Source organism: Kribbella orskensis, from assembly GCF_004342085.1.
Taxonomy (GTDB): domain Bacteria; phylum Actinomycetota; class Actinomycetes; order Propionibacteriales; family Kribbellaceae; genus Kribbella; species Kribbella orskensis.
The window spans coordinates 62,655-84,564 of the sequence record NZ_SLWM01000001.1 but is presented as its reverse complement, the minus strand read 5'-3'; the positions used below and the strand labels follow the sequence as shown (position 1 = coordinate 84,564).

Genomic DNA, 21,910 nt, shown 5'->3' with positions numbered 1-21,910 from the left:
ATTCCGGTTCACTGAAGGAGACAGCGACCATGAGCACCACAACACCCGTACGAAACGTCGTCCTCGTGCACGGAGGCTTCGTCGACGGCTCGGGCTGGCAGGGCGTGCACGACCTGCTCGCCGAGGACGGGTACAACGTCAGCATCGTGCAGAACCCGACCCTCTCACTGGAGGATGACGCAACCGTCACCGCTCGAGTCCTCGACCTCCAGGATGGTCCTACCGTCCTGGTCGGGCACTCCTACGGTGGTGCGGTCATCACCGAAGCCGGCACCCACGAGAAGGTGACAGCGCTCGCGTACATCGCCGCCTTCGCCCCGGACAAGGGCGAATCGGTCAACACGCTCATCGCCGACCCGCCCCCGGGTGCGCCCGTCCCGCCGATCCTGCCTCCCCAGGACGGGTTCCTGTTCCTGGACCGTGCCAAGTTCGCCGACTCGTTCGCTGCCGACCTGCCGCCCAAGCTGTCCGCGTTCATGGCCGACGCGCAGGTGCCCTGGGGCGTCGAGGCCTTGAGCGGGTCGATCACCGAGCCGGCGTGGCGAGTGAAGCCGAGCTGGTACCTGGTCGCCACCGACGACCGCATGATCCCCCCGCCCGCACAGCGCGCCATGTCGGAGCGGGCGGGCGCGACGGTCGCCGAGGCCGCCGGCAGCCACGCGATCTACGTGTCTCAGCCGCAGGTAGTGGCCGATCTCATCAAGCAGGCCGCCCAGGCAGCGGGAAGCCGGCAGTAGGACCGATCCTGGAGGCGGCACGCGCCGCCAACTGACTGGAGCGTGCCCCGGCCGTCCTCATGCGGCCGGGGCACAAGCGCCTCGGACCGTCGAGCCGAGTGGCCGCGATACCTGCTAGCTGGTAGGCCAGAATTGCGGCCAGCGGGACTGTGGCCTGGGGGCTTGCCTCGACGACAGCGCCGCCCCCTCCCGGCGATGCTCGTGCAGTGACATCATCCTGCCGGCCCGAAGACCTCAAGGGCCGCTTCGAAGCCGAGGCGGTGCCGCTGCGTCCCCGACTGTACGTCGCGGCGCTGCGGCTGACGGGCAATCGCGCCGACGCCGAGGATCTGCTGCAGGAGACGTACCTCCGCGCATACCGCGGGTTCCACCGCTTCGAGCCCGGCACGAATCTGGCCGGCTGGTTGTACCGGATCCTCCGGAACACCTTCATCCAGGGGTATCGCAAGCGCCAGCGCGAACTGCCGACCGTTCCTGAGGACTGGCACCGGAACACCAACGGCGCCCTGCGCAACGTCGAGGCATCCGCCGAAACCGCGGTGCTCGACTCGATCCCCGACCGGCGGCTTCAGGAGGCGCTGTCGGCGCTGCCCGAACGGTACCGGCGGGTGGTTCTGCTCTTCGACGTCGACGGCTATGCCTACAAGGAGATCGCCGACATCGTCGGCATTCCCCTCGGGACCGTGATGTCACGGCTGCATCGTGGCCGCAAGGCGCTGAGGGAGCGGATCGCGCCACCAGCAGCAGCGGGTCAACGGCTTGCCGCCTGAGAGCTGTCGGCAGACCGGTCGATACCTGCCAGCCGGTACTGCGAATTCCGGCTCTCGTGACGTGAGGTAGGCCGCTGACGGGGGCGATTGCCGGTCGGTTCGCAGGGAACCTGAAGAGATCCGAGGCCACGTCGTCGGTGGACGTGGGCGATGTGTCAGGAGGCGGACGGTATGGAGCGCGCAGATTGGCTGGATGGTGCTTTTACTTCGACGGAGGCCCGGTTCCTGATGGTCACGGCGATCACGCATCATCAGATCAGCTCGCCGAACTGGGGTGAGCGCGAGGTCTTGAAGTTGCACGCCGAACTCGCGGAGATCGAGCTCGCCGCGCTGCGGCTGGTCGCCGCCCTCAAGATCATGGCCGGACCCAGCCGACCGGCGACCTGACGCTTGGCGTACCGCGGTGTGCCGGACCTGGACGGCCGGCCCGGGCTGCTGAATCCGCCTGCGGGCACGTACTTCTGGACGGCCAGAAGCGCGGGCGGCAGAATCGACGTAGTTTCAGCAGCCGGGGCGACGTCAGCGGCAACCAAGACCGTCGGCGCTCGGCGAGGGAAGCGATCGGATGGCACGGAGCCGGGTGAGCTCGCCCGTCGTTCGCTGGTCGGGCAGGCTGCTCGTCAGCGTGGCGATGGTCGCTGCGGTGACCGGCGTCATCGCGCTCCTCAAGCCGCACGTCCCGACCCTGAGTCTGCTGGTGCTCTACCTGCTTGCCGTGCTGCCGGTTGCCGTGCTGTGGGGAGCGCGGCTGGCGGCGGTCACCTCGGTTCTCAGCGTCACGGTTTTCGCGCTTCTGCTGCCCCCAGCCGGCTCGATCCTGATTGCCGACTCACGCAACGCGGTGGCGCTGGGGGTGTTCCTGGTGACGGCGGTCGTCGTATCGGAGCTGGCAGCGCGCTCCCGGCGCGCGGCGGTCGAGTCGGCGCGCTTGACGAAGGAGCAGTCGGCGCTCCGACGGGTCGCGACACTGGTCGCACAGTCGGTCTCCCCGTCAGCGGTCTTCGAGGCCGTCACCCGGGAGGTGGGGCTGCTCTCCGGTGCCGATCTGGCCCGGATGGAGCGCTACGAAACGGACGGGACCGTCACCGGAGTCGCTGCGTGGAGCCGGGGCCAAGGTCAGCTGGCCGTCGGGACGCAGTTCGACCTGGGCGGGATGAGTGTTGCCCGCGAGGTACAGCTGACCGGGGAGCCGGTCCGGCTCGAGAGTTTCGCCGGCGCGACGGGGATGATTGCCGCCGAGGCGCTTGCGCTGGGTATCCGCGCGTCGGTCGGTTGCCCCATCGTCGTGGCCGGACGGTTGTGGGGCGTGATCGCCGCCTCGACCAACAACGACGTTCCATTCCCCCCGAACACTGAGTTGCAGATCGCGAGCTTCACCGAGCTCGTCGCCACTGCGGTCGAGAACGCCGAGTCCCGCGCCGAGCTTCGCCGCCTGGCTGACGAGCAGGCCGCCCTGCGAAGGGTGGCGACACTCGTCGCCGGCGGGGCCGCACCGGATCTCGTGTTCGGTGCGGTCGCCCAGGAGCTCGGTCAGCTGACCGGCGCCGACGTCACCGGCATCTACCGGTTCGAGTCCGACGGCACGGCGACCACGATGGGCAACCACGGCTTGTCCGAGGACGAGATGCCCGTCGGTGCGCGGCAGATGCTGGCGGAGCCCGCGGCGATCGCGTCGGTCCAGGCGACCGGCGAGCCCGCGCGGTACGACGTGGACGACGAGATGCTCCAGAGCTTCCCCGAGTTCCTCCGCGAATGGCGGGTCAGGTCGGTGGTTGCCAGTCCGATCATCGTCGAGGGCCGCTGCTGGGGCGGTATCAGCGTCGCGTCGCGGCAGGGTCCTTTCCCCGCCGCCACGGGACGACGGCTGGTCGAGTTCACCGAGATCGCTGCTACCGCGATAGCGAACACGGAGAGCCGTGCACAGCTCGTGGCGTCCCGTGGGCGGGTGGTCGCCGCCGGAGACGAGATGCGGCGCAGGCTGGAGCGGGACCTGCATGACGGAGCGCAACAACGGCTGGTGTCGCTGGCGCTCGAACTCCGCGTCGCCGGAGAAACCGTGCCCCCCGAGCTGCCGGACCTTCGGACCGTTTTCGCTCAGGCGGCTGAGGATCTCACCGAGGTGCTGGAAGAGCTGCGCGAGATCTCCCGTGGCCTGCACCCGGCGATTCTGGCCGAGGGTGGCCTCGGCCCCGCGATGCGGACACTGGCCCGCCGCTCGCCCGTCGAGGTGGACCTGAAGGTCGAGACCGAGTCCCGGTATCCGGCGCCGGTGGAGGTGGCGACGTACTACGTCGTCTCCGAGGCGCTCACCAACACCAGCAAGCACGCCGCCGCATCACGTGCGGAGGTCATCCTCGAGGAGCGAGCCGACAACCTGTGGCTGCGCATCCGTGACGACGGTGTCGGTGGTGCGGAACCGCAAGGCGGTTCGGGGCTGGTCGGGTTGCACGACAGGGTCGAGGCCCTCGGCGGGTCGATCGACGTCGTCAGCCCCGTCGGCCATGGCACGGTGATCGAGGTCCGTCTACCTCTCGAGCGGCCGGTGCCGGATCAGGTCGACGGTCGCTATCAGTAGGGCTACGAGCATGAGCGCGGTCGCGGACAGCAGCGCGTCGGACACTGCCGTCGGATAGTCATGGGCCGAGCCCATGAGGACCCGGTAGAAGATCGTGGCCAGTACGGCGGTGCCGATCGCCCCGCCGATCCGTTGGGCGGTCTGCAGCGCGCCGCCGGCCGCGCCGGCCATCCTTACGGGCACGTATTGCAGGGTGAGCGTGATGTTGGGCGAGGTGACCAGGCCGCCACCCAGTCCGGCCACCAGCAAAGGCCCGGCGACCACCAACGCGGCGTCATCACCGCCGACGTGCCGCAACAGCAGCGCAGTGGCAACCAGCCCCGCGACTGTCGCGATCAGGCCCAGCACGGTCAGCACGCGACCGAACCTCGCGACCAGGCGGCCGGCGATCGCCGCGGAGAGCGCGACCCCGATCGCGAACGGTGTCACCGCCAGGCCAGAGCGCAGCGGTGAGTAACCGAGCCCGTCCTGGTAGAACAGCGCCAGCACCAGCCAGATGCCGGTGAAGCCGACGAAGTAGACCAGGCCGATGATCGAGCCGGCGGCAAAGCCGGAGGTGTGTGCCAGCCGCGGGTCGAGCACTGGCTCGCGCCCCCGGCGTACGGTTCGGAGCTCCCACCAGCCGAAGGTGGCGAGCAACAGCACGGCTGCCACGAGCAGCCACCAGTCCTGGCCCAGACCACTGCGCTCTGCATTCACCGCCGGGAGCAGCAGGCAGAGCACACCACCGCCGAGCAGGAGGGACCCGATCAGGTCGAGGTGGGTGTCGCGGCGGCCGGCTGTCGAACTGTTCGGTATCAGCCGTGCGGCGAGCACCAGGGTGACCAGCCCGATCGGCACGTTGACGTAGAACACCCAGCGCCAGGCGTCGGGCCCGCCGATCAGGGTGATGATCAAACCGCCGACCACGGGGCCGGTTGCGGTGGCCAGTCCGATCGTGGCGCCGAGGATGCCGAACGCCTTGCCCCGTTCGGCTCCCTGGAAGAGTTCCTGGATCAAGCCGGAGTTCTGCGGCACCAGCATGCCGCCGGCGATGCCTTGCAGCAGCCGGGCGGCGATCAGCAGACCGATGGTCGGGGCCGCGCCGGTCAGCGCGCTGGCGAGGACGAACCCTGTCAGGGCGATCAGGAACATCCGGCGCCGGCCCAGGATGTCGCCGAGCCGGCCTGCCGGTACCAGCGCCAGCCCGAAGGCGAGCGCATAGCCGGAGACCACCCATTGGGCGGTTCCAGCCGAGACACCGAGGCCTCGCTCGATGGACGGCAGGGCCACATTCACGATGCTGACGTCCAGCAGCGCCATGAAAGCGGCGAGCTGGCTGACTCCCAGCACCCGCCAGCGCCGCGGATAGCCGGCCAGGTCTGGTGGTGGGCCCGACCCGGCCGATCCGGTCGGCTGCGCAGAACCCCGTCGGCCCTGGTTCGTTGTGGTCACCTGGCGTGCTCCCTACGTCGCGCGGCCGCTCAGCCGGAGTACTGGTCGATCCGGAGGCGACGTGTGCTGTCCATTGCAACGGTCCCGTTCCGGTGGCCGGTTTTCGTCGTGGCCAGCCGCCATCCGGGATTCCTGCTGGCTGGAATGCAACCGGCCTGACGTGGGCGATAGCCTGTGGCATGGTGATCCAGCCGTCCGACCACAGCGCCGAGAGCACCGACGGCGGTGCGACCAGGGCTCGCGTCGTCCTGGCCGAGGATGACGTCCTGCTTCGGGAGGGCCTCGCCAGCCTGCTCGACCGGTCGGGCTTCGAGGTCGTGGGGCAGACCGGCGACAGTGCGTGGATCCTTCCGCTGGTCCGTGAGTTGACGCCGGACCTGGTCGTGGTGGACATCAGGATGCCGCCGACGAACACGACCGAGGGGCTGGACGCTGCCCGGGAGATCCGCAGGGAGTTCCCGGCGACCGGCATCCTGGTGCTGTCGGCTCATGCCGAGGTCGAGCACGCGATGGAACTGCTGGCGACCGGTCAGAAAATCGGCTACCTGCTGAAGAGCCGCGTGACGGATGTCGGCGAGTTCATCGAGACGCTGGAGCGGATCGTCAAGGGTGGTTCGGTGATGGACCCCGCACTGGTCCAGGAACTGGTGAGCGCCCGCCGGCGCAACGACCCGCTCGCGGAGCTCAGTCCGCGGGAGCGCGAGGTACTGGCGCTGATGGCGGAGGGAAAGTCCAACGCCGGCATCGGGCGCCGGCTCTGGGTGACCGAGGGCACGGTGGAGAAGCACGTCCGGCACATCCTCGCCAAGTTGAGCCTCCCGGAGACCGACGATGATCACCGCCGGGTGCTCGCGGTAGTCACGTTCCTCGAGAGTCGCTGACGGAACGAGCCCCGCGTCACGCCGACGAGCCGAGCAGGGCACGGACGGCGCCGGCCGACAGCCTGGCCTTGGGGAGGAAGCCGGCGGCCGGGCTCGCCGCGATCAGCTCGGCGTAGTCCTCCTCGGCGTGAGTGGAGATCAGGATCACCGTCGACGGGGCCAGGCCGGCCTCGCGGGTCAGCCGCCGGACGACGTCGAAGCCGCTCTGCTCGCCGAGGTTGATGTCGACCAGGGTGACGTCCGGCCCGGCTTCCACGGCGTACCGGATCGCCTCGGCACCATTCGTCGCCACGGCCACGACCAGCAGGCCCTCGCGTTCCAGCAGACCGCGTGCGGCCGCGAGGAAGCGAGGGCTGTCATCGACGATCATGCAGCGCAGCGCCATGACCACAGCGTGGTACGCGTCCGACCTCGGGGCATTCCTGCTACCAGGATCATCGCCCGCGACCGACCAAGATTCCCGCTGCCAGGCAGCAGCCGTTCTCGCTGGCAGCAAGCTCCTTGGCGTTGCAGTTCGTGGGTACTGCGGGATCCCCGCTAGTGGGTAGGGGAGATGGACACCTGCCGGGATGATTTGGGGCCCGCCTCGGCCGAGTGTTACGCAGTATGAAGGCTAATTTGCACGTACTCCGAACCGCCCTGGCGCTGACGGGAGTTGCCGCGGCGATGGCCGGGCTGACCGCCTGTGGCAACAACAACGCGTCCTCGTCGGGCGGCAGCAGCGCTCCACCCGCGAACACCAAAGTGGGCATCCTGCTGCCCGACACGGCGACCTCGCCGCGCTGGGTCTCCGCCGACCCCACCGAACTCCGCAAGCAGTGCGCGGACAACAAGCTGACCTGCTACATCGACAACGCCAACGGCAGCGCGACCACCCAGCAGTCCCAGGCGCAGGCCCTCATCAACGCCGGCGTCGGCGTCCTGCTGGTCGTGAACCTGGACTCGGGCTCCGGCAAGGCGATCGAGTCGCTCGCCCAGCAGCACAACGTCGTCACGATCGACTACGACCGGCTGACCGCCGGCGGTAGCGCGGCGTACTACGTGTCCTACGACAACGTGAAGGTCGGCGAGGACCAGGGCACCGCGCTGACCCAGGCGTCAGAGGTGAAGGGCAAGCCCGCGGTCAACTACGTCGAGATCGACGGCGCGCCGACCGACAACAACGCCGCCCAGTTCGCTCAGGGCTACAACTCAGTGCTCTCGAAGCAGCCTGGCTGGACCAAGCTCGCCGACCAGACCGGCAACTGGGACGCCGCCACCGCGCAGACCGTGTTCACCACGATGCTGGGCCAGCACCCGAACATCAACGCGGTGATGGTTGCCAACGACACCATGGCGCAGTCGGTCATCAACGTGCTCAGGGCCCAGGGCCTCGCGGGCAAGGTCGCGGTGTCCGGGCAGGACGCCACTGCAGGCGGACTCGACAACGTCATGGCCGGTACCCAGGCGTTCACCATCTACAAGCCGGTCGCCGGTGAGGCGGACGTGGCCATCAAGCTGGCCGCGCAGATCCTGGCGGGCCAGAAGCCGACAGCGCCGACGACGGTCAAGGACCCGACGACCGGCCGCGAGGTCCCGGCGTACCTGGCCGACCCGACCGTGATCACCAAGGCGAATGTGGCCCTGCCCGTGACCGATGGCTACGTGACCGCCGCGGCCGTCTGCCCCACCCCCGCGCTCGTGCAGCTGTGCGAGGCCAACGGCATCAAGATGCCATGACGTCCGATCCCACCTTGGAGTTGCGGGGCGTCGACAAGTCCTTCGGTCCGGTCCACGTGTTGTCGTCGGTGAACTTCACCGCGAACGCCGGGGAGGTGACCGCCCTGGTCGGAGACAACGGGGCTGGGAAGTCGACCCTGGTCAAATGCATCGGCGGCATCCATCAGGTCGACGCCGGGGAGTTGATCTTCGACGGCACGCCCCGCACCGTCGCCGGACCACGGGAAGCCGCACTGCTCGGGGTCGAGATCGTCTACCAGGACCTCGCGCTGGCCGACAACCTCGACATCGTCCAGAACATGTTCCTCGGCCGCGAGGAGGTCACCCGGCTGCGCACACTCAACGAGAACTCGATGGAGAAGCTGGCGCGACACGCGCTGGACACGCTGTCCGTCCGCACCGTCCGATCGGTACGCCAGCGCGTGGCGAGCCTGTCCGGCGGCCAGCGCCAGACCGTGGCGATCGCCAAGTCGGTGCTCTGGCAGTCGAAGATCGTCATCCTGGACGAGCCGACCGCGGCACTCGGCGTCGTCCAGACCGAGCAGGTTCTCGAGCTGGTCCGCCGGCTGGCCGAGCAGGGAGTCGCCGTGATCCTGGTGTCGCACAACATGAATGACGTGATGAAGGTCGCCGACTCCATCGGCGTACTCTTCCTGGGCCGGATGGCGGACCAGGTCAGACGCAAGGACGTGACCCAGACGCAGGTGGTCGAGCTGATGACGGCGGGCCGCTCGGGTGACCTTGGACTGTCGCCCGAAGAATCGACCGGAGCCGCGGTATGAGCGCGCAGACCGACGACCTCGTCAAGCAGGACCAGCGTGGGCCGGACGCGCCGAGCGAGGGACTGGGCGCGCTCGGCGCCTACATCAAGGACTACTTCGGCCGCGTGCGCGGCGGCGAGCTCGGCTCCATCCCCGCGCTGGTCGGCCTCATCGTCATCACCGCCGTCTTCTCCTTGGTGCATCAGGGCTTCCTGAGTGCCTACAACCTCGAGGCACTGGTGATCCAGGCGGCGCCGATCATCGTGATGGCGATGGGCCTGGTCTTCGTGCTGCTGCTCGGAGAGATCGACCTGTCCGCCGGCACGACCGGTGGGCTGTGCTCGGCCATCACGGCTGTGCTGATTCTGCGGCACGGGGCGTCGTGGTGGCTGGGGCTGATCGTCGGTCTGGTCGTCGGCCTGCTCATCGGCTTCGGCATGGGCTGGCTGCGCGCCCGGATCGGCATCCCGTCGTTCGTCATCACGCTGGCGACGTTCCTGGCGTTCCAGGGCGTCACACTGATCCTGATCGGCGGCCAGGGGTCGGTGATCCTTCCGGACAACTCGCCGTTGATCAAGCTGGAGAACAGCTTCGTGCCGCTCTGGCTCGGATGGGTCCTGCTGGCGCTGGTCGTGGTGGGATATGCCGCGATCAAGATCAACGACGCGCTCGGGCGCCGGCGTTCCGGACTCTCCCGGCCGCCATTCACCGTGATCGCGGCCAAGGTCGCCGTACTGGCCGTCCTCGGCGCGGTGTTCACGTACGAGATGGGGGTCAACCGCAACCTGTCCACCAACGCGTTCTTCAACAACAAGGCGCAGGGCATGCCGTGGGTCGTCGTGCTGCTGGTGATCCTGTTCGCGGTGTGGAACTTCGTCCTCACCCGCACGCGGTACGGACGGCACGTGTACGCCGTCGGCGGTAACGACGAGGCGTCGCGGCGCGCGGGCATCGTCGTGTCCCGGATCCGGATCTCGGTGTTCGTGATCTGCTCCGGCATGGCGGCCGTCTCCGGCATCATCGCGGCCTCGTTGCTGCAGTCGGTCCAGTCGAACGCCGGTGCGGGCAACACCCTGTTGCTGGCCGTCGGTGCGGCGGTCATCGGCGGTACCTCGCTGTTCGGCGGGCACGGCCGGATCATCGACGCCGTTCTCGGCGGCCTGGTCGTCGCGGTCATCATCAACGGCATGAGCGACCTCATCCAGGGCGCCAACTCGGCGGGCTACGAGTGGGTCGTCACCGGCGCCGTGCTGCTGCTCGCCGCCGGCTTCGATGCGGTTGTCCGCCGGTCGCGGGCGACCTGAGCGGCGGACGAGCAGTGGTCGCCCGGAGTGGCAGTCAGGCGTCGGGACGGGATGGCGTCGGGCGCACTTGGTGGTCGGTGTCGATCGGAAGGTCGACGAGCAACGTGGTGCCCGCGCCGACCGGGCTGGTCACCGAGATCGTGCCGTCGAGGGCCTCGACACGGTCCGCCAGCCCGGTCAGGCCGGACCCGCGATCGGGTACCGCGCCGCCCCGGCCGTCGTCGCGCACTGACAGGTGCAGGCGGCCCGCGCTGACCCGGGCGTCGATCCACACTTCCGACGCGCCGGAGTGCTTGGCTGCGTTGGCGAGCGCCTCGGAAACGACGTAGTACGCGCAGACCTCGACCGGCCCGGCCAGCCTGACCGGTACATCCACGGCCACCTCCGACGGGATCGGACTGCGGCGAGCGAGCGCCTTGAGGGCCGGACCGAGGCCGCCCTCGGTCAGGATCGCCGGGTGGATGCCTCGGGACAGTTCTCGCAGCTCGTCGAGCGCGGTGGTGAGCTCGTCTGCGGCGTTGGCGAGTTGGGCACGCATCTCCGGCTGCTCAGGCGGCACCACCGCCTCTCCGGCCCGCAGTTGCAGCGCGATCGACACGAGCCGCTGTTGGGTGCCGTCGTGCAGGTCGCGCTCGATGCGCTGGCGGGCCCGGTCGGCTGCCGCCACGATCCGGACGCGCGACCCGGCCAGCTCCCGCCGTCCTTGTTCGACTGCCGCGGCCATGGTGTTGAAGCTGCGCTGCAGTACTCCGATCTCACCCACGCCGCGGTCGGGCACCCGGGCCCCCAGATCGCCCGCCGCGAGTCGCCCGGCCATCGCGGCGGTACGGCGTACCGGACGGAGGATTCTCCAGTTCAGGTACCAGGTGAACAGCGCCACCAGCAGGACCGAGCCGGTCAGGCCCGCGGCCGCGGCGACTATCGCGCGGCGGGCGACGTCGTCCGCCTTGTGCTGTCGTGCCATGGCCAGTTGGTCCTCGACCGCGAGCAGCTGATCGAACTGTGTTCGCATCGCGTCGACCCGCTGCTTGTCCTCCGCGGTCGCCGCGACGACGTTGACCGACGTCCTGTCCCGATGGGCAGCGGCGATCAGAGGTTCGGAGTAGTCCTTGAGATAGGAGGTCCCGGCCTGGGTGAGGCGCTCAGCCCGGGCGTGCTGTTCGGCATTGCCTGCGACGAGCTGCTCCAACGTGGTGGCCTGCTGAGGGAATGCCGTACGTGCCGCCAGCCACGGCTGCAGGTACTGGTCAGACCCGGTGAGCAGGAATCCGCGCTGGCCGGTCTCAAGGTCGACGACAAGCCGCTCCAGGCGGTTGGTTGCCACCAGCACGTCCTCGGACTGCTGCGCCCGGTGTTCCATTCCCCGCAGGTCGGCCACCGACGAGAGCAGTACGGCGAACGTGGCGCCGATGGTCACGGCGAGCAGACCGCTCGCGACCATCGTTCGACGGGTCAGGCCACGCCTCATCCTGCCGTGCTCAGATTTCTCGAGGTCCGCTGACACCGTCGAGGGTCCCTCTGATGGCGGTGCCGGACAACGCCGTCTTCGGAAGGAACCCGATCGCCGGGCTGGCGGCGATCAGGTCGGCGTAGTCCTCCTCGGAGTGGGTGGAGATCAGGATGATCGGAGCCGGGGCTCCGTCGGCCTGCTCCGCCAGCCGCCTGGCCAGCTTCAGCCCGCTCTCACCGCCGAGATCGATGTCGACCAGCATGACGTCGGGTCGCAGCTCGGCCGCGAGGCTCAGCGCCTGCGCGCCGGTGGACGCCGTACCGATCACCGAGATGCCGTCACGTTCCAGCACCGTCCGCGCGACCTCGAGGAAGCGGGTGCTGTCGTCGACGATCAGGCAGCGAAGCATGTGGTCAGCATTTCAAGGAGGTACGCCGCCCGCATTCCGGCTAGCAGGACACTTGTGACAATCGGTCACATCGATCGCACCGGGTCCGAGCACTGTGGCAGGCCCGCGGAGTGATCGAGGTCTCACGCTCAGAACGGAGTCGGTCGTACGCCCCGCGTCCCCGCAGGTAGCCAGTCGTTGCCAGGAGCAGGAGCGTCGCACCGACGATGAAGACGTCAGCGAGGTTGTAGCGGTAGTGGCTGACAGCAATGAAGTCGATCGCTCCGCGAGCGCTGCCGGGAGCAGTCCAGCTGTGCATGCCCAACCGGTCGAGCTGGTTGCTGCCCCAGCCGCCGATCAGCAGGGCCACGGAGACAAGTACGGCGGCCGGACGGCGGCGGCGGATCAGCACGAGGAGCGCGGTGGTCAGCACTCCCAGCCCGGACAGGTCGAGGAACGCGCCTGCGAGCGGGTCCTCGTACCAGTGACCGACCACGCGGCCGGCGATCATGTCGCTACCAGGATTGATGATCGGCGTGGCAACATTTCGCCAGCCCCACCACTTGGTCGCCTGGTCGGTCAGTATCACCGCCGCCAGCAAGGCCATCGCGATCCACCGCTGTCTGGACTGGTTCCTGGGTTTCGACACAGTCACAACCCTTCCGCCCAGGCGCGTTTCCGACCTCAATGCCAGCGGCAATCCTCTGTACCGGGTGGCTGGAAGCTTGAGGCTGGAGCGCGAGCAGGGCGGCACGTGCTGCGTCCGCGGTGAGCCGTCGCGCGGCTTCCTTGGCGAGCAGCCCCTCGATGACAGCCCCGAGCCGGCCTGCGCGCGGCGACGGCCGGGGCGAGTCTTCGACAACGGCGGTCAGGGTCGCCCAGACGTCGGCCTTGGCGAAAGGAGCTCTGCCCTCGATGACGGCATACAGCGTCGCGCCGAGCGAGAAGAGGTCAGAGGCCGGCGCGGGCCTCTCACCACGAAGCTGCTCGGGTGAGATGAAGGCGGGGCTACCTTCGAGCACGTCACGGGGAAAGTCGAGTTCCTCGTCCTTCAGGCAGGCGATGCCGAAATCGGTCAGCACCACCCGGCCGTCATCACACAGCTGGACATTGGCAGGTTTGACATCGCGGTGGACGACGCCCGCCTGGTGAACGGCCGTCAGCGCGTCGAGCAGCCGCAGCGCGAGGTCGATCACCCGGTCTATCGGCTGCGGTCCCTCGTCTGCGAGCATCTCTGCCAGCGTTCGGCCCGAGAGCGGCTCCATCACGATCCAGGGGCGGCTGCCCTCTCGCACGACGTCATGGATTCTGACCACGCCGCGATGGTTGACCTGCGCGGCCGCACGGGCTTCGTAGAGCGCGCGCGCCCGGGCCGCCCTGCTCGCATCCTCCGACTCTGCGTCGGTCGCGAGGTATTGCTTGAGGGCGACCGGTCGACGCAGCAATTCGTCCTCCGCGAGCCAGACCCTGCCCATGCCGCCGCGCCCCAGGAGCGACTGCAGCCGGTATCGACCTGCGATGAGTCGTCCGGACGGCTGCGCCGATCCACGGAACCTGCCGGCAGTGCTGATGGCCGGCGCGACCGGGACCGTGCTCTCCGTCAGGCTCGTAAGCCGACGGACCTGGCTGGCACCTGAGTCTCGACCGGGAAGTTCAGCGAGCGCCTTCATTTGGCTAACCCTCCGCCCACCGAGGCATCGTGTCGTCCCGGCGGCCGCCCATCGTCCGTACCTGCTGGCAGGAACCCGCGCTGGGTGTCAGCCGCAATCCTGCTCCGCCCGGTGAACAAGGCCGTGCGATCGAACGTTTTGGAGGTATCGAAGGATCATCAGATCAAGGAGAAACCTCGCATGAAGCGCATCGCCTTGGTGGTCGGTACGGCTGTGCTCGGCCTGTCCACTCTGACGGCCTGCGGCGGTGGCGCCAGTGCCACTCCGGCTCCCCAGAGCACCCCCGCGCGAAGCACCCCCAGCCTGTCGGCCACCGCCAAGCTGTCCACCGCCACCGCCGGGAACTTCGGCAAGATCGTTGTCGACGGCACCGGTCGCACGCTGTACGTCTACGACCTGGACACCTCGCACCCCTCGAAGTCGAACTGCGACGAATCGTGCGCGGCGTTGTGGCCACCGCTGCCGGCCGGCACCGGTGTGCCGCAGGTGAGCGGCGTCTCCGCCTCGCTGGTGGGCACCGTGACGCGTTCGGACGGCACCAAGCAGCTGACTCTCGCCGGTTCGCCCCTCTACTACTTCGCCAACGACGCCAAGGCCGGTGACGTGAACGGTCAGGCCGTCGACGGAACCTGGTGGGTCATCGGTGCGAACGGCAAGAAGATCACTACCCAGGCTCCCGCCAACAACTCGTCGAGCAACTCCGGCTACTGATTCGACCCCGTGCGGCTCAGCAGGCTGCCTTGGGATCGCCGATGACACGATCAACCGCGACAACCGAATCCTGGAGGCCGGCGGTGGCTGCACCGCCCCGCCGCCCGGACCAGGCCGAAGCGCTGCTCCGCCTGCTCTACACGGAGTACGGACCCAGCGTGCTGAACTACGCCACCCGGCTGACGGGCGATCGTGGCGCGGCCGAGGACGTCGTACAGGAAACTCTGTTCCGGGCGTGGAAACATGCCGACCGCCTGATCAAGGGCAACGGCTCCGTACGAGGCTGGCTGATGACGGTGGCGCGGAACATCGTCGCCGATCGAGCCCGGGCCCGAGCCATCCGCCCTGTGGAGGTCGCGGAGCTGGATGAGCGCAGCTCCGTCGGTGCAGATCACTCCGAATCTGTGGCGAATACCTTGCTGGTCAGCGACGCGCTGGACCAGGTGTCCGCCGAACACCGCGAGATCCTGGTGGAGCTGTACTACCAGGACCGATCCGTCGCCGAGGCCGCCCGCGAACTCGGCGTACCGCCCGGCACGGTGAAATCCAGGTCGCACTACGCCCTGCATGCCCTCCGCGCCGCGATCGGTGGCCGAGAGGGGTTGTTCGGAGCCGAGACGGCCCGATGATCGCCATTGGAGGTAAGGGGTGCTGACCACTACGGCAGCAGCCACTGCGCGGGAAGCGCTGCGGAGACTGATCCGGAGCGGCCTCGATCCGCAGGGTTACCTGAACGAGGTATCGGCCGTCATTCGCCGCACGATTCCGCACGAGGCGTCCGGGTGGATGACGCTGGATCCGGACACCCTGCTCTCCAGTGGCACGCTCGTGAGCCAGAAGTCGCCCGAACTCGATCGAGCCTTGTGGCGCAACGAATTGCTGCAGGACGGCGAGGTGCACAAGCTGGCTGAGCTCGCGCTGCGGCCGTCGCCCGTCGCTGCGTTGAGCGAGCTCGATGCCGCGACCGTTGAGGAGAGTCCACGAGTTCAGCAGATCCTTCGCCCGGCCGGGATCGGGGACGGAGTGCGGCTCATGTTGCGCACCAGCGGATCGACCTGGGGTCATGGCGCGATCTACCGCGAGCTCGGTGCTCGCGGCTTCGACTCCGACGAGCGGACGTTCCTGGCGGCGATCGCCGATGACATCGCCGAGGGCTTGCGGCGTAGCCTGTGCCGCCGACCAGAACCCGGCGCAGCAGCACTCGTCCCCGGTGTAGTGGCCTTCGATGCCCAGGGCCGTGTCGTCTCTGCAACTGCCGAGGCGAGCCGGGTGATGGCGCTGATGCCGGGTGATGCCGGCTCGACGCTTTATGCCGTAGCGATCGGGGCCGGCCTTCGCGACCGCGCATCGGCACGCGTGCTCCTGACCGACGGCCGCTGGCTGCTGGCCCAGGGCGGGCGAATGCACGGCGCCCCGAACGACGCCGCGCGGGTGACGGTCACGCTCGTACAGGCCCCGCGATCGGACCTCACGTCGCTGCTGCTGCGCCTGCACACACTCAGCGCACGGCAGCGCGAGGTGGCCGAGCTCCTCGTGAGCGGCCCTCGAACCGACGAGATCGCCGCGCAGCTTCACATCTCGCACCACACCTTGCACGACCACGTCAAAGCGATCTTCGCCAAGTTCGGAGTCCAGGGCCGCGCCGAGTTGATGGCGCTCGTCTCGGACTGATTCTTCGGGAGGTTCCCCCAGGTGGGGGATTCACTGAACCCACTCGACGATTGAGGATTCAATCAACCGGCAAACCTGGCCGGCAACCCGAAGGAGAAACAGAACGATGATCGCAAAGCGTCTATCCGGAGTGGTTCTCGCCGCCGCTGCGGTGACCTCGGCCGCGCTGGTCGCGACCGGACCCGCCACCGCCGCGCCGTACAGGCACTCTCACCATCCGGTGCCGGTCCACGGTGTCACCCAGACGAACCTGGTGTCCGACCAGCCGGGCAAGGCCCAGCTCACGGATCCCAATCTGGTGAACGCCTGGGGCATGTCCCGTGGCGCTGACACCCCCGTTTGGGTATCGGACACCGGCTCGGGCGTCGCGACGTTGTACTCCGGCGCGGTCAAGGGGAGCCCGGTCGTGGCCGCACCGGCGGGCAAGCAGCTGGTCGTCAAGGTGCCCGGTGGCCCGGTCACCGGCCAGACCTTCAACAACGCGTCGTCCGGCTTCGTTGTGCCAGGCACCAATGCGTCGGCCAACTTCCTCTTCGCGACCGTCGGCGGAACCATCGCCGCCTGGAACGGCGCGGCCGGTACTCAGGCCGTAACGGTCGCCACCACTCCCGGCGCCATCTACACCGGCCTCACCGAGGTATCAAGCCCGTTCGGTCCGCTCCTGCTGGCGGCCAACTTCCACAACAACAGCGTCGACGTCTTCAACTCCTCGTTCCACAAGGTCAACGCGGCAAGCATGTTCCGCGATCGGTCCCTGCCACGCGGCTACGCACCCTTCAACGTCCAGGTCCTCGGCAACTCTGTCTACGTCACCTTCGCCAAGCAGGACGCCGACAAGCAGGACACCGCGGACGGCGCTGGTCGCGGCTTCGTCGACCGGTTCACGACCATCGGCACGCACGAGCAGCGGGTCGCCTCCGCCGGCGCCCTGAACTCACCGTGGGGGCTGGAGATCGCACCACCGAAGTTCGGCAAGTTCTCCAACGACCTGCTCGTCGGCAACTTCGGCGACGGGACGATCCACGCCTACAACCCGCACAACGGCCGGTTCCTGGGCACCCTCACCGACACCAAGGGCCACGTGATCAAGATCGAGCGACTGTGGAGCCTGCTCACCGGTGATGCCGTCGCCGGTGGGCCGAACTCGGTCTGGTTCAGCGCCGGGCCTGACGACGAGCAGCACGGCCTGCTCGGCATCCTGACCGCCCGCTGACCAACTCGCTGGTTCCCGGGTCAGCGCACCCGGGAACCAGCGACCCGGACCATGGAGCTGCAATGCGGAGTTACCAGCATGTCGTGGTGGGCGCCGGTACTGCGGGGTGCGTCCTGGCGGCACGGTTGTCGGAGGACGGCGTACGGGTGTTGCTGCTCGAGGCGGGTAGCGCGCGGCCGCTTGAGTCGATGGCGGTCCCACCGGCGTGGCCCAGCCTGATGGGATCCACAGCCGACTGGGCTGATCAGACCGTGCCTCAGCGCGTGACCGGTGCCGGCGTGCCCTGGCCGCGCGGCCGTGGGCTGGGCGGGTCCTCGTCCATCAACGCGATGAACTTCGTGCGGGGGCATCGGGCCGGCTACGACGCTTGGGTCGCCGCCGGTGCGAAGGGCTGGGGATTCGACGATCTGCTGCCCACCTTCAAGCGAAGCGAACACACCGAAGGTCGCGATCCTGCGCTGCGCGGCACTGGTGGTCCGCTCAAGCCTGGGCCTGCTGTCCAGCGGCATCCCATCGCAGAAGCCGGTCTGGAGGCAGCGGGACAAGCTGGTCATCCGATCGCGCGGGACATCAGCGGCGGCCTGGAGGAAGGCTTCGGATTCTGCGACCTGAGCATCGTTGACGGCAGGCGGCAAAGCGCGGCGGATGCCTATCTCAACCCCGTCCTGAGCCGGCCGAACCTGGATGTGGTCACCGACGCGCTGGTACATCGGGTGCTGCTGGACGGCGATCGGTGCACTGGCGTGGAGTATCAGGTGGGTGCCGAGACGCTCGTCGCTCGCTGTACGGCGGAGGTCGTACTCGCGGCGGGCACCATCGGTACGCCGCAACTGTTGATGCTGTCCGGGATCGGGCCGGCGGATCACCTGAAAGATCTCGGTATCGAGGTCGTCGGGGACCTGCCCGGCGTCGGCGCGAACCTGCACGACCATCCGATGTGCGGTGTGGTCTACCGATCCGCCCAGCCGGTGCCACCCGGGACCAACAACCACGGCGAGGTTCAGGGCCTGCTGAGCACCGGTATCGGCGAGCACGGCCCAGATGTCCAGCTCATGTTCGTGGACGTTCCGCTGCGCGCGGACTCCTTGCCGGGGCCCGACATCGGCCACGGCTACGCCATCATGGTTTCCCTGATGGCGCCGTTCAGCCGCGGTTCCCTCCGCTTGGCCGACAACAGCCCCGGCACACACCCGGTGATCGATCCCGCGTACTACACCGACCCTCGTGACATCGACATCGTGGCTGCGGGGCTGCGCATCGCGCGCGAGATCGGTGCCGCGCCGGCACTGTCCACGTGGTACGGCGGGGAAGCGCTGCCGGGACCTGATGTGCGGGCGAAGGAAGATCTGCAGAGGTACATCAGGATCAACCTCCGAAGCTACTCGCACTACGCCGGAACCTGCGCGATCGGTGCCGATGAGCGGTCCGTGGTCGACACCAACCTCCAGGTACACGGAATCAGCAACCTGAGAGTCGCGGACGCGTCGGTGGTGCCCGCACCGATCTCCGCCAACACCAACGCAACCGTCTACGCGATTGCTGAGCGAGCAGCGCAACTCATCCGTTCGCAACCAGCAACGGATGGTCTACAAGGGAGTCGAACAACATGAGGAATCGTCTGTGGGTCGTCGTCGGTGCTGTAGTGGCACTCCTGGGACTTCTCTTCACCCTGCAGGGCACCGACGTCATCGGCGGCAGCGCGATGAGTGGCACCACCTTCTGGGCAGTGGCCGGTCCCATCATCATCGTGATCGGACTGGTAGTAGCCGCAGCGGGAGCCAGGAGACGAGGCCGGTGAGCTGGGCTTCCCGTTCTTCACCTTCGTCGGAACTTGGCTCGGGTAGGGACTTAGTGCCGCGGACTCCTCGTGGGTTGTACCTCCCGGCATGACGGCCGGGAGGCAGCAATGGGTCAACCGGGCGGCGCGGGCGACGGGTGTCAGCTGACGTGCGGCCGGTGTCCTGGCTCTTGGCGGGGGACTCGTTGGTGGCTGCCCGGGATGGTTGGCAGGGGCAACTGCGACGCCTCGTACTGCGCCAGGTTGTACTGCCCGGTGGTTTCAGGCAGGGACGGCGCGTGCTTGGCATCGCCGAACCGGAACGCGCCGGTCAGGTCGCTGACCGTTTCGCGGCGCCAGTCGCTGATGTTGGTCTCCTTGACGCCGGTGAGCCGTTCCAGGAAGCGCAGCTGCGAGGTGTGGTCGGACGTCTCCGAGAAGACATAGCCGCCGGTCGTCCACGGCGAGACGATGATGCACGGCACCCGGAAACCCAACCCGATGGGCAGGCCGCCACCGACCTCGCCGGTGTTGGACGTCTTGAACACGAACTCGTCGGGCGTGCCGGGCTCGGGGAGCGGCGGCAGCACGTGGTCGAACATGCCGTCGTTCTCGTCGTAGGAGAGGATGAAGACCGTCTTGGCCCAGACCTCGGGGTTGGCGGCGATGGCATCGATCTTGCCGGCGACGAAGGTCGCACCGGCGGCGGGCAGTGCGGCCGGGTGCTCATCGAAGCCCGACGGCGGGAGGATCCAGCTCACCGTGGGCAGCTGGTCGTTCATCGCGTCGTACTCGAACTGGCCCAGCGGCTGGGTGGCGACGCCGTTGTCGTAGATCGGGTCGCCCGGCTGGGCGCTGCCGAACGCCTTCCACTTGCTGATCGCCGCGGCGCCGGTGAGGCCGCCGGGCTGGCGGTAGATCTTCCAGCTGACGCCCGCCTGCTGCAGACGCTCGGGGTACGTCGTCCAGCTGAACTGGTTCGCCGGGCCGCCGGTGGTCAGCGACGGTCCGCCGGCCAGGCCGTTCGGGTCCAGGGTGCCCGACATCCACATGTGCCGGTTCGGGCCGGTCGGGGCGAGTACCGAGCAGTGATAGCCATCCAGGATGGTGAACGCGTCGGCGAGGGCGAACTGGAACGGGATGTCCTCGCGGGTGAAATACCCCATCGTGTACTGGCCGTCGATGGGGCCGTCGGCAGCCAAATGCGCCGGCACCCAGTTGTCGTTCTTCCCGCCGTTCAAAGCCTGGTGCTGTACCGCCCACGCGTGGCTCATCGACGGGATCGCCTGGGCTGCGGTGATCTTCGTGTTGAGTCGGTACGGCAGCAGGTAGCCGTCCGGGTTGGACGGGTCGGGCTGATAGAAGACGTTCCTGCCGTTGGGCAAACGCCGCGCGTGTGGGTCATCGAAACCCCGCACACCGGACAGCGTTCCGTAGTAGTGGTCGAAGCTGCGGTTCTCCTGCATGAGCATGACGACGTGCTTGATGTCCTTCAGCCCGCCGTGCTTCGGGGGCGGCGACGCGAGAGCGGTGCGCACGTTGGGAGGCAGCGCGAGCGATGCCGCAGCCAGGCTGGCCGCCGCCGCGCCGGAGCCAAGCAGCCGACGGCGGCTGATACCAGTCGGCGCGTCAGGGGAGTCGTTCATTGGGGGGCCTCACTTCCACAAGCTGGTACGCCGACCATTCGGCGCCTTGCCACCCTGGAACCCCGACGTAGCCCACCGCCGATTCTTCGATGACCGCCGAACAAACACCCGGCGACCAGCAACCGCCGACGACAAGCCCGCAGATTCGGCCTGCGTGGCCTAGCATCCCTTTCGTGAGGTGGGGGGCCTGTCTGCTCTCAGGCGGCTGTGGTTGTGTCGATCCCGGCGGCGTCGACCCATTCGTGGGCGGTGCCTTTGATGACCAGGTACTTGATGATGTCTTTTCCGTCGGTCAGTACCGCGACCGCGCGCCAGCCGGCTTCGTTGGCTCCGGACATCGCCGTATGGCTCACGGCGAAGGCTTCGGGCAGCGTCACCAGTTGTGTCGAGGGCGTCCCCGTCGCCGTCGGAGCAGCGGCGGATGCCTGGGCGGTTCGGACCATTGCCTCGGCTATCCGGGCGCGGGCCTCGATCGTTGCCACCGCGGCGATCGAACGGCCGCGGACGTCGGAACCCAGCAGGTACGCGATTCCGAGCACGGCGGCCGCGGTGACGATGCCGGCGGCCAGGAGGACGGCCCGCTGGGTGTCGGGATTCTGGCCGTTCCACCAGACGGCGACCCGCCCCCAGGCCACGGCGACACCCGCGGCCAGGCCCGTCGCCCACCACTTGCTGGCGGCGGTTGCACCGGCCTCGATCAGCGCGACGCTCGCCGGCGGGCCACTGAAGGTGGCGCCGAAACTGTCTGCCTTCTTGTTGTCCGCGGTCGTTCCGAGAAGGTTCATTCCGCGCAGCAGCGTGGCCGTCGGATCCAGAATGTCCTTACCGGTGGCCGAGACGGCCTTCGCCGGGATTTGAACGTCACTCATCATTACCCCCCGCTTGATATGAAGCCGGCCAGCGGCGCTCCACCCCTGAATTGCCGTCCGGCTGAGTCTCAATATGAGGCACAAACCACCCGCTGCCAAGACCGACGAAGGCGGGCCCAGCGCCGATCCGCAGGCTTCTGGGGCTTGTCCGTCCACCCGCGGAGGGCAAAAGGAAAGGCAAGAAGGTTACGCACTCCTTGCCACTCCCAAGCTATAGCGCACCAGGGGGCTTGCGGCAAGACCCGGGTCGTGCTGCAGAATCTCCAGCCGAGGCCAGAACCTGCGGAGATCAGGGATCCGCGAAGTACGTGTGCTTTTGCCTTGTCGAATCGGG

Annotated in this window: 22 protein-coding genes; 14 read left to right on the top strand and 8 right to left on the bottom strand. The window is 68.3% G+C overall.

Annotated elements, in window-relative coordinates; genetic code table 11:
- Positions 1-29 precede the first annotated feature (29 nt).
- The 4 genes from EV644_RS00460 (at position 30) to EV644_RS00445 (ending at position 4,082) form a co-directional block, all read left to right on the top strand.
- Positions 30-737 carry an alpha/beta fold hydrolase gene (locus EV644_RS00460; RefSeq protein WP_132187502.1) on the top strand — a complete coding sequence of 236 codons (708 nt, stop codon included), beginning with the start codon at positions 30-32 and terminating at the stop codon, positions 735-737.
- A gap of 206 nt (positions 738-943) precedes the next feature.
- Entirely contained in the window at positions 944-1,507 is a 564-nt protein-coding gene (locus EV644_RS00455; RefSeq protein ID WP_158292698.1) for a sigma-70 family RNA polymerase sigma factor, read from the top strand.
- A gap of 171 nt (positions 1,508-1,678) precedes the next feature.
- Positions 1,679-1,894: a hypothetical protein gene (locus tag EV644_RS00450; protein WP_132187504.1), complete on the top strand. Its 216-nt coding sequence runs from the start codon at positions 1,679-1,681 to the stop codon at positions 1,892-1,894.
- A 193-nt stretch (positions 1,895-2,087) separates the two neighbouring features.
- Positions 2,088-4,082: a GAF domain-containing protein gene (locus EV644_RS00445; protein WP_158292697.1), complete on the top strand. Its 1,995-nt coding sequence runs from the start codon at positions 2,088-2,090 to the stop codon at positions 4,080-4,082.
- On the opposite strand, the gene EV644_RS00440 is transcribed toward EV644_RS00445, so the two are convergent.
- Positions 4,032-5,516: an MFS transporter gene (locus EV644_RS00440; RefSeq protein WP_132187506.1), complete on the bottom strand. Its 1,485-nt coding sequence runs from the start codon at positions 5,514-5,516 to the stop codon at positions 4,032-4,034. The genes EV644_RS00445 and EV644_RS00440 overlap by 51 nt on opposite strands.
- A 179-nt stretch (positions 5,517-5,695) precedes the next feature.
- Here EV644_RS00440 and EV644_RS00435 point away from each other — a divergent pair, with 179 nt between their 5' ends.
- Positions 5,696-6,397 (top strand): response regulator, encoded by a 702-nt coding sequence (locus EV644_RS00435; RefSeq protein WP_132187507.1) that lies wholly within the window; start codon positions 5,696-5,698, stop codon positions 6,395-6,397.
- Between the two features lie 16 nt (positions 6,398-6,413).
- Here the strand turns inward: EV644_RS00435 and EV644_RS00430 are convergent, their stop codons facing one another.
- Positions 6,414-6,782, bottom strand: coding sequence for a response regulator (locus EV644_RS00430; protein ID WP_132187508.1), 369 nt, complete (start codon positions 6,780-6,782; stop codon positions 6,414-6,416).
- 221 nt (positions 6,783-7,003) lie between these two features.
- Between EV644_RS00430 and EV644_RS00425 the strand changes: the two genes are divergently transcribed.
- The 3 genes from EV644_RS00425 to EV644_RS00415 are packed head-to-tail and all read left to right on the top strand — an operon-like array spanning position 7,004 to position 10,181.
- On the top strand, positions 7,004-8,116 hold the full coding sequence (locus EV644_RS00425) for a sugar ABC transporter substrate-binding protein (protein WP_132187509.1): 1,113 nt from the start codon (positions 7,004-7,006) through the stop codon (positions 8,114-8,116).
- Positions 8,113-8,898, top strand: a complete 786-nt coding sequence (locus tag EV644_RS00420; protein ID WP_132187510.1) for an ATP-binding cassette domain-containing protein — start codon at positions 8,113-8,115, stop codon at positions 8,896-8,898. Before EV644_RS00425 ends, EV644_RS00420 begins: the two co-directional genes overlap by 4 nt.
- On the top strand, positions 8,895-10,181 hold the full coding sequence (locus EV644_RS00415; RefSeq protein WP_132187511.1) for a sugar ABC transporter permease: 1,287 nt from the start codon (positions 8,895-8,897) through the stop codon (positions 10,179-10,181). The genes EV644_RS00420 and EV644_RS00415 overlap by 4 nt, the downstream gene beginning before the upstream one ends.
- 34 nt (positions 10,182-10,215) lie before the next feature.
- Here EV644_RS00415 and EV644_RS00410 read toward each other — a convergent pair whose 3' ends face one another.
- The 4 genes from EV644_RS00410 to EV644_RS00395 are packed head-to-tail and all read right to left on the bottom strand — an operon-like array spanning position 10,216 to position 13,689.
- Positions 10,216-11,649 (bottom strand): CHASE3 domain-containing protein, encoded by a 1,434-nt coding sequence (locus tag EV644_RS00410; RefSeq protein WP_132187512.1) that lies wholly within the window; start codon positions 11,647-11,649, stop codon positions 10,216-10,218.
- Positions 11,650-11,659: 10 nt separating this feature from the next.
- Entirely contained in the window at positions 11,660-12,040 is a 381-nt protein-coding gene (locus EV644_RS00405; protein WP_132187513.1) for a response regulator, read from the bottom strand.
- A gap of 40 nt (positions 12,041-12,080) precedes the next feature.
- On the bottom strand, positions 12,081-12,626 hold the full coding sequence (locus EV644_RS00400; protein WP_132187514.1) for a signal peptidase II: 546 nt from the start codon (positions 12,624-12,626) through the stop codon (positions 12,081-12,083).
- Entirely contained in the window at positions 12,535-13,689 is a 1,155-nt protein-coding gene (locus tag EV644_RS00395; RefSeq protein WP_132187515.1) for a serine/threonine-protein kinase, read from the bottom strand. Before EV644_RS00395 ends, EV644_RS00400 begins: the two co-directional genes overlap by 92 nt.
- A gap of 180 nt (positions 13,690-13,869) precedes the next feature.
- Here EV644_RS00395 and EV644_RS00390 point away from each other — a divergent pair, with 180 nt between their 5' ends.
- The 6 genes from EV644_RS00390 (at position 13,870) to EV644_RS00365 (ending at position 19,082) form a co-directional block, all read left to right on the top strand.
- Positions 13,870-14,400 (top strand): hypothetical protein, encoded by a 531-nt coding sequence (locus tag EV644_RS00390; protein WP_132187516.1) that lies wholly within the window; start codon positions 13,870-13,872, stop codon positions 14,398-14,400.
- An 83-nt stretch (positions 14,401-14,483) separates the two neighbouring features.
- Positions 14,484-15,029 (top strand): sigma-70 family RNA polymerase sigma factor, encoded by a 546-nt coding sequence (locus EV644_RS00385; protein WP_241997883.1) that lies wholly within the window; start codon positions 14,484-14,486, stop codon positions 15,027-15,029.
- A 19-nt stretch (positions 15,030-15,048) separates the two neighbouring features.
- Positions 15,049-16,071, top strand: coding sequence for a helix-turn-helix transcriptional regulator (locus tag EV644_RS00380; RefSeq protein ID WP_132187518.1), 1,023 nt, complete (start codon positions 15,049-15,051; stop codon positions 16,069-16,071).
- A gap of 106 nt (positions 16,072-16,177) precedes the next feature.
- Entirely contained in the window at positions 16,178-17,284 is a 1,107-nt protein-coding gene (locus EV644_RS00375; RefSeq protein WP_132187519.1) for a TIGR03118 family protein, read from the top strand.
- A gap of 62 nt (positions 17,285-17,346) precedes the next feature.
- Entirely contained in the window at positions 17,347-18,894 is a 1,548-nt protein-coding gene (locus EV644_RS00370; protein WP_132187520.1) for a GMC family oxidoreductase, read from the top strand.
- Positions 18,891-19,082 carry a hypothetical protein gene (locus EV644_RS00365; protein ID WP_132187521.1) on the top strand — a complete coding sequence of 64 codons (192 nt, stop codon included), beginning with the start codon at positions 18,891-18,893 and terminating at the stop codon, positions 19,080-19,082. The genes EV644_RS00370 and EV644_RS00365 overlap by 4 nt, the downstream gene beginning before the upstream one ends.
- Before the next feature lie 140 nt (positions 19,083-19,222).
- Here the strand turns inward: EV644_RS00365 and EV644_RS00360 are convergent, their stop codons facing one another.
- Together EV644_RS00360 and EV644_RS00355 are read right to left on the bottom strand one after the other, a co-directional pair.
- Complete coding sequence (locus EV644_RS00360) at positions 19,223-20,707, bottom strand: alkaline phosphatase family protein (protein ID WP_132187522.1); 1,485 nt, start codon at positions 20,705-20,707, stop codon at positions 19,223-19,225.
- Between the two features lie 197 nt (positions 20,708-20,904).
- Positions 20,905-21,732 (bottom strand): hypothetical protein, encoded by an 828-nt coding sequence (locus EV644_RS00355; RefSeq protein ID WP_132333237.1) that lies wholly within the window; start codon positions 21,730-21,732, stop codon positions 20,905-20,907.
- Positions 21,733-21,910 lie beyond the last annotated feature (178 nt).